The sequence below is a fragment of the Intrasporangium chromatireducens Q5-1 genome (assembly GCF_000576575.1).
In the GTDB taxonomy this organism is placed as follows: domain Bacteria; phylum Actinomycetota; class Actinomycetes; order Actinomycetales; family Dermatophilaceae; genus Intrasporangium_A; species Intrasporangium_A chromatireducens.
On the sequence record NZ_AWQS01000281.1, the window covers coordinates 1 to 4,490 of the forward strand.

At 71.5% G+C, this 4,490-nt stretch carries 4 protein-coding genes; 2 read left to right on the forward strand and 2 right to left on the reverse strand.

Annotated features, from left to right (window positions below):
• The coding region (locus N864_RS19565) for an ERCC4 domain-containing protein (protein WP_338033662.1) at positions 1 to 1,059 on the forward strand (1,059 nt) is incomplete at its 5' end.
• A 179-nt stretch (positions 1,060 to 1,238) separates the two neighbouring features.
• The gene (locus N864_RS19570) at positions 1,239 to 1,775 is read left to right on the forward strand and encodes a DoxX family membrane protein (protein WP_240474414.1); all 537 of its coding nucleotides are present in this window, start codon (positions 1,239 to 1,241) and stop codon (positions 1,773 to 1,775) included.
• A 354-nt stretch (positions 1,776 to 2,129) separates the two neighbouring features.
• Here the strand turns inward: N864_RS19570 and N864_RS19575 are convergent, their stop codons facing one another.
• Together N864_RS19575 and N864_RS19580 are read right to left on the reverse strand one after the other, a co-directional pair.
• Positions 2,130 to 2,675, reverse strand: coding sequence for a flavodoxin family protein (locus N864_RS19575; protein ID WP_034721278.1), 546 nt, complete (start codon positions 2,673 to 2,675; stop codon positions 2,130 to 2,132).
• A gap of 55 nt (positions 2,676 to 2,730) precedes the next feature.
• Entirely contained in the window at positions 2,731 to 4,299 is a 1,569-nt protein-coding gene (locus N864_RS19580; RefSeq protein ID WP_051518828.1) for a DUF4389 domain-containing protein, read from the reverse strand.
• Positions 4,300 to 4,490: the final 191 nt, after the last annotated feature.

The window sequence follows — 4,490 nt, forward strand, 5'->3', positions numbered from 1 at the left end:
AGTTTGCGCTCACTCGACGGGCCGCGGGCGGCGCAGCGGCGCGCGCTCGGGGAGGATGGGACCGTGCCCGACGACTTCCTCATCGCACGGAACCCGGACGAGGAGAGCAGCCTGCCCTACCTCGTCCGGATTCCATTGGGCAGCAATGGAATCGTGCTCAAGGTCCGGGAGACGTGGCCGCGCACGACGAAGGTCTACTGCCACCGCGCCGACGAGTGGCCGGTCGACGCCGAGGTCGTCGAGCGCGTCCCGACCCGCACCTGCACCCGGCGCGGCGCGGCCATCGAGCTCGTCCTCGACCGCGGCCGCGAGAACCGCTCCCAGTTCGTCCTGACGTATGTCCGGGGCCGGGAGGCGATCTTCTGGCAGAGCGCCCGCACCACCAAGCAGGCTCGGCCGCGCGTCACGCTGCCGACTGCCCGTGCGGGTGGCGCGACGCGGCAGGCGGACGGGCCACGTGAGCTCGAGATCCTCGTCGACGTCCACGAGCGCTACGCCTGGAAGTTCTCGGGGCAGCAGGCGACGACGCGCTTGACTCCCCTCTCCGCCGGCGACTACGCCGTGGAGGTCGACGGGCAGGTCGTCGCGGCGGTCGAGCGAAAGTCCCTCGAGGACCTCTCCTCCTCGCTGCTGAACGGAAAGCTCAGGTATGCCCTGACCGAGCTGAGCGGCATACCTCGTGCTGCGGTCGTCGTCGAGGAGCGGTACTCGCGCGTCTTCGGCCTCAAGCACGTGCGACCGGCCGCGATCGCCGACGCGATCGCGGAGTGCCAGGCGCGCTATCCGTCCGTGCCGATCATCTTCGCCGAGACGCGGGCGCTGGCGCAGGAGTGGACCTACCGCTTCCTCGCCGCGGCGGCTCACGAGTGGCGGCTGGAGGTGGGCAGCAAGCTCCGCTTCGGCGCGCTCCCCGAGGCCGGGCCGGCGCCCGCCGCGCCACCGACGACCGCCCGGGTCCGCGCGTGGGCCGTCGAGCAGGGGTATGCCGTGTCCGACCGTGGGCGGTTGCGCCCGGAGATCTGGGCGGCCTTCGAGCAGGCCCACCGCGCCTCCGGCTGAGCCGGGCGCGGGGCTGACCACGCGGATTCGGTGACGAGCGAGGCACCGAACCGTGGCAAAACGGGCGGTTGGTGACCAAACGGCTAGGTACCAGCACTCAGATCTGGGCCGGTGCGTATCTGGCGCGTGCCGTGGGCCTCCGAGTGGCATCGGGACATCACCAAAGGAGACCAATCCCCATGTCGCACTTCGTTATTGACCAGATCGACCAGCAGCAGGCCACCACCCAGCTCGAGACGCGCGCGACGCGTCGGCGGGTTCGCCGGCCGGCCGCCGTGGACGCCCTGCAGCGCTGGCTCAACCGCTGGAGCATCCCGCTGCTGCGGGTCAGCCTCGGCCTCGTCTTCCTCGGCTTCGGCGTGCTGAAGTTCTTCCCCGGGCTCAGCCCCGCCGCCGACATCGCCGCGGCGACGATCGACAAGCTGACGTTCGGGCTGGTGTCCGGCAGCACGGCGGTCCTGCTGACCGCGGTCCTCGAGACCTTCATCGGGCTGACGCTCGTCACCGGCAAGTTCCTCGAGCTCGGGCTCATCGTGCTCGCCGGCGCGCTCGTCGGCATCCTCTCGCCGCTTGTCCTGTTCACCCGCGAGCTCTTCCCACACGGCCCGTCGCTGCTGGGCCAGTACGTCCTGAAGGACTTCGTCCTCGCTGCCGCCGGGCTCGTCGTCGCGGCCGTCGCCCTCGGCTCGAAGCTCGAGCCACAGGACGAGGACTGACGGGCTCGCGAGAACCGCACGACCTTCAGTCGCCCGCCCGGGTGGGACCACGGTCCGGCCCGGGCGGGCTCTCGTCGCCATCGGGATACTCCCCGTGGCGACTCGGGTGAGGTAGCCTCCGATGAGCGAGTGCGCCGCCGACCGGCGGGTCTCGCCTCGAGCCGGCGGGTGGCACCCTGGCCCGCCCCCCTCTTGCCAGGGTGCCACCCGTCTTCGCGCTGCGCTGCCCTTGCGGACCACCGCGCGATGCAGAGCCGCCCTTCCGGGCGTGCTCGGGCGCTGCAGGGCGACGGACATAGGTGGCGCCCGGAGCGGACTGTTTCACTCCGGGCGCCAGGGCCGTTTCCCCTGTCGTCAGTTCGCCGGTGTCGGGCCCACGAACTGCCCGGCAAGGGCCGCGCCCCACGCCCGGGCCCTGACGACCTCGTCATGGGACAACGGCCCCGGTGTCCCTCCTACCCAGAACGACTCGCCCCGTTCAGCCCGGCGGAACCCTTTGTGTTTCAGAGCACTGACCGCGGACTTGGCGGCAGAGCCGGGCAGCATCCGGACGTGGACGCGGGTGTCGAAGGTCACGACCCGCAGGCTATCCCTCGGGGTGACTCGCTCGATCCACTCCCGGATACCCACGTCGGCCGACGCCAACCCGCCCTGGCGCACCGCGTCCTCGCGGGTGTTGGCGCGGGACATCGAGAAGGCATGGGTCGGGCCGCCGACGAGGAGCAGGTCGACGTCCTCGGGGATCTCGCTGGGAGCCTCCGCGACTGTGACGAGCAGGACCGGCTCCGCGATGGGTCGCGTGCCGTCCCGGGTCAGCTCCTTCGTCATTCCCTCGGCGATCGCCTCGGCGATCTGGCGGGTGTTGCCGAACATCGACTCGTGCACGATGAGCACGCTCATGGTGGTTCCTCCAAGGTTTCGTGGTGCGAAGGGCACGGACGTCCGTGAGCCGAGCTCACGTCATACGGGCCCGCAGGGTGGTGACCGGCGCGTGGCCACCTTGGTCGAGACGGAACGGCGGGTAGACATCCGTCATGAGCGCCCCGTAGGCGACGACCCGGTAGGTCCACCGGTCGAGCCCGATGACGAGGTCGAACAGCGGGCGGGGGTAGGAGCCGGTGAAGAGCAGGATCAGCGCGGCGATGCCGACGAGCACGCCGAGCAGGCCGGGCCACTGGAACTCCGTGGTTGTCCGGGTGGCCTCGGAGACGTGGGTCCACGTACTGCTCGTCCCCACGACCAGCGCGACGAAGATCCAGTGCGGCAGCAGGAGCAGCCACTTGACGAAGATGAGGCCGCGCGAGAGGTGCTCGGGATAGGCGATGTCGAGCTGCGCCCGGTCGCCCGGCTGCGGGTCGAGGCTGAACGGCGGGTACTCGTCCGTGCCGAGGCCGCCGCTGAAGGCGTAGTAGGAGACCCGCCAGGTCCACCGAAGCACGCCGACGTTGAACTCGAAGATGCCACGTGGGTAGCGGCCGGTGAAGAGGATCGCGAACCAGGCGATGACGGTAAGGACCCCGAACGCCGCCCACAGCGCCGTGAGGATCAGGACGTGGGGGATGGCGGCGATCCATTTCACGAGCCAGAGCCCGCGGGAGAGGCCCGGTTGCAGCTCGGCGTCGAGCCGGACGGGGTCGTCCGGCGTCGGGGGCACCCGGTCCGGTGGGACGCGGTCCGGTGGCACGGGCGGGGCTCCCGCGGGGACGGGCTGCCCGGCCGGACCGGCCACCGGCTCGCCCGTCGGTGGCGGCAGCGGAGGGCCAGCCGGTGGGGGCGGCTGCTGCCCGAGTGGTTGCCCGAGCGGCTGGTCGGGGCCCTGCCCGACGGGGGTGCCGCCATACGGTGGTGGTGGCAGCTGCGTCGCCTGCCGGCCCCGCGCTCCGACGATGACGAGCGCGGCTCCGGTGCCGATGAGCACGAGACCGACCCCGATGAGGCTGAGCGCGATGGCCCAGATCGACCCGACCCGGACCCCGGCGGTGGCGGCGACAGCGACCCCCGGCGAGCCGTCCGCGTTCATGACGGCCACGGCCCACTGTCCGGTCTGCAGCGTCCAGGCCAGGTCTTGGGTACCGGCGCCATTGACGCTGCGGTCCCAGAAGGTCTGGTTCGCGGGCGGGGCGACGCTGCCGCTGCCCGGCGCGTGCGAGTAGGTCGCGACGCCGTAGCGGTCCACGCTCAGGACGCGGTCGTATGCCGCTGTCGCCAGGTAGCTGCGCACGCTGTCCTGCGGCGCGACGCCGACGAAGACCGGCTTGCCGTCGAGCGAGCGGGCTGTCACCCGGGCCTGCAGCCCGAACCAGTTGACGGGCCCGGCAGGCCCCTCGACCCGGAGCATGTTGTCGTCCGCCGTGACCGCGACCCCCGACGACTCGAGCCGGCTCATGTCGACGGACATCCACCCGCCGTTGTCCCGGGCAGCCAGACCCGCCACACCGACGGCACCACCCCCGAAGAGCAGCCCGATCCCCGGCAGGATCAGCAGACAACCGATGACGATGGCGACGATGTGGCGGGTCTTCATGATCGCTCCCGGCGACGCGTACTCCCCTGGACAACCCCCGACACCTCGACGCTAGGGGCGGCCGGCGCAGCGCTCGGGGGACCTAGGTCCCGGCCGGCAGCGCCGACGAACGTGACGTCTGTCCCTTTGGGGGACGTCTGGGCACTGGAGGGTCCCCGGTCGGAGTTTGCGCTCGGTCGACGGTTCGCAAC